Annotated in this window: 1 protein-coding gene; it reads left to right on the top strand. The window is 66.2% G+C overall.

Annotation, left to right across the window (positions count from 1 at the left end; genetic code table 11):
• Positions 1-1,141 (top strand): YVTN family beta-propeller repeat protein (locus tag FPZ47_RS27095; RefSeq protein ID WP_486813348.1); only part of this gene is annotated, 1,141 nt, incomplete at its 5' end.
• Positions 1,142-2,805 lie beyond the last annotated feature (1,664 nt).

The following is a 2,805-nucleotide window of genomic DNA, read 5'->3' on the forward strand; positions in this document are numbered from 1 at the left end:
CGCCGCCACCGCCGGTGCTACCGGCTACGCCGGCGGTGCCGGCGGCCAAGGCGGTGCCGGCGGGGATTCCGGTGCCGGCGGCCTCAACGGTGACAGCGGTGCGGGCGGAAACGGCGGTGCCGGCGGCACCGGCGGCATCGGCGCGACCGGCGGGACCGGGGGCGCGGCCGGTGCCGGCGGCGCCGCCGGAACCGGAGGGTCCGGTGGCGCGGCGGGCGCCTACGGAGACGGCGGTGTCGCGGGAGCCGGCGGCACCGTCACCAGCCTGACCAGCAGCACGTTCAACTATCCGGACGCGGTGGCGGTCAACACTGCCACTGGCGGGGACGTGTACGTCACCAACCAATTCAGCAACACGGTGTCGGTGATCAACCCGGCCACCAACAAAGTCATCGACACCATCACCGTCGGCGGCAGTCCGCAAGGGGTGGCGGTCAACACTGCCACCGGCGGGGACGTGTACGTCACCAACGCGGGCAGTAACACGGTGTCGGTGATCGACCCGGCCACCAACAAAGTGATCGACACCATCGGCGTCGGCAGCAATCCGGAAGGGGTGGCGGTCAACACTGCCACCGGCGGGGACGTGTACGTCACCAACGCGGTCAGCAATACGGTGTCGGTGATCAACCCGGCCACCAACAAAGTGATCGACACCATCGGCGTCGGCGGCGAGCCGGACGCGGTGGCGGTCAACACTGCCACCGGCGGGGACGTGTACGTCACCAACGGGTACAGCAACACGGTGTCGGTGATCAACCCGGCCACCAACAAAGTCATCGACACCATCACCGTCGGCAGCCATCCGTTCGGGGTGGCGGTCAACCCCGGCGGGGACGTGTACATCACCAACGGGCTCAGCAATACGGTGTCGGTGATCAACCCGACCACCAACACCGTCACCGCCACCATCGGCGTCGGCAGCGAGCCGTTCGGGGTGGCGGTCAACACTGCCACCGGCGGGGACGTGTACGTCGTCAACCTGGGCAGCAACACGGTGTCGGTGATTGATCCGGCCACCGACACCGTCACCGCCACCATCGGCGTCGGCAACACTGCGGACGCGGTGGCGGTCAATCCCGGCGGGGACGTGTACGTCACCAACGAGTTCAGCAACACGGTGTCGGTGTTCAGCGGGTAGTGGTTGGGGTCACCGCGGGGTGTCCGGTGTTTGTGCGGCGGTGTTGGGTGTGGTCGGTGGTGTGGGGTTTGTCGATGCGTGGCCCCTGGTGGTGGCGTCCGTTGATGGTGGGAGCTTGGGGTCGTTGTTGATCGGCGCGGTGTGTGTTGGGGTGGTTGATGTTTGTGTGAGGAGAGTGTGCCCTCCGGTCCGAGGCTGCAGGGCACTCGGCTTGTCGGGGTGGTGTGGATCTGATTTCACGGGGCGAAGCTCGTGTGTATCTCGGATGTGGGGTCGTTGCGGCTGCTGTGAGCGCACGGCGCTGTGGTGGGAACCGGGATCGGCGTGGCGGGCGGGGCCTGGATTTGGGCACGGCGCGGGTGGTTGTGGAGGCCGATGCAGCGGCGGGTGAACTGCCCCCCACGGGTCGACGGTTGGATGAGCAGTTCGGCCGGCGCATCTTCGACGATGTCATCGTGAGCACCGACCGGCGCATTCTCGGTGAGCGGACTGCGCGAGAAGGTTGAGCAGTTCGAGCAGGTTATCGGAGCGGTCGTCTGCGTCACAGGCGAGGAAGACCCTAAGTCCAAAGAGCCCCATGTGTTCGGCCGAGCATCCCGAGGTCGCCCGCAACAAAACGACCTGCGTTGAGGCGATTGATCCGCTGCGATAGCCTCTGGCGTTGGCCTCGAAGCGCGCAATGATAGGCCGTAGTCGGGGAAGGCTTGAGCGGGGTGCGCGGCGTTGTACCTGGCGGAGGTTCGCGCATGCTCGACGACGCCAACGCCCTGCCGCAATACGCCACCAAGCTGCTCCCGACGAGGTGCCGGTCACCGGTGACGTCGCGGCCGACTTCGAAGCCTGGACGATGGGCAGCGCCCAGAGGTGGTCTGTGTGTGACGGCTGGACCCCGTACCCCATGGGGAAGACGCAGATAGACCCTGCCGAGGTGGGCGAGGCCCAGGCCAACATGCTCGCGACCTACGAACGGTTCCCTGCGCAATACGCTGTCCTGCATGGCCATTCGGCGTGGCACGTAATTCACCCCTGGGCTCCTGGCGGGGCTTTCTCCGCCGTATGTGAGAGCGACCATCCCAAAAGGGGACAGTCGCCTGAGCCGCCAAACCCCTTGGGCGGTTCAAAACCCCTCTGCCCCACGCCCTGTTCGGCCGTCTCCGTTGATCTGCGCGGCGGGAATCGCGGCGCTAGACCGCATCACGTCACGCGCCTCCGGCATCGACAAGCCGATCTCGCGGGCTTCGGCGAGCGTGCGGGATGCCTCGCGGCGCGGCCTGGGCTGGGCAGGCTGATGCCGCTGCCCCATGGGCAGCGGTTGGCTCAGACTCGTCGTGGCTGGGGCGAACGTCCGCGCGTGGCGTGGCCGCCCAGCGCCAGACACCGGTGGCGCACCGGCGCTGATCGCGATCGAATTCGTTTGCCTGGAACAAGGTGGGAGAATACCCCATTTACGCTGTCCTTAATTCCTTTGTTAGCGAGACGGTTTCATCTGGTGGCGGCACACGGACAAGCTACGCTGCTGCCTCCACTTCAAGCCACGCAGCCATTACTAAGGAGTTCGTAAGTAAGTCGAGACACGCCGGGGAAAGCCCGTAATGCATCACGTCAAGATGCCCGCGAAAGTTGATCCATGCATCACGTAAGGAATGCCCGCGAAACCGGGGTCA

The sequence above is a fragment of the Mycobacterium helveticum genome (genome assembly GCF_007714205.1).
GTDB lineage: Bacteria > Actinomycetota > Actinomycetes > Mycobacteriales > Mycobacteriaceae > Mycobacterium > Mycobacterium helveticum.